Genomic DNA, 286 nt, shown 5'->3' on the forward strand with positions numbered 1-286 from the left:
ACGCGGACGCGCTGAGTGCCGTCGTGCAGAAGGCATTCTCGCAGCGCCGCAAGGTGATCCGCAACTGCGTGGCCGGCATGTTCACCGAACAGCAGCTCGTCGACGCCGGCATCGATCCGGGCGCGCGTCCGGAGGCCGTGGGGCTCGAGCAGTACGTGGCGCTCGCCAACATCCTCAAGCCGCAGGGCTGATCAACGTGCGGGCCGCCATCCGCGCGCCCGTGCCGCTTCTTCTCCCGCCGCGTCGAGCGGCTTGTCCGCGATGCGCGCGTCGATCGCGTCCAGCA

1 pseudogene is annotated in these 286 nt (G+C 70.3%); it reads left to right on the forward strand.

From position 1 onward, the window contains the following. A pseudogene (locus ACEN88_RS35250) lies at window positions 1–191 on the forward strand (16S rRNA (adenine(1518)-N(6)/adenine(1519)-N(6))-dimethyltransferase); the annotation flags it as partial. Between the last annotated feature and the right edge of the window lie 95 nt (window positions 192–286).

This window comes from Massilia sp. CT11-108 (genome assembly GCF_047302915.1).
In the GTDB taxonomy this organism is placed as follows: domain Bacteria; phylum Pseudomonadota; class Gammaproteobacteria; order Burkholderiales; family Burkholderiaceae_D; genus Telluria; species Telluria orientalis.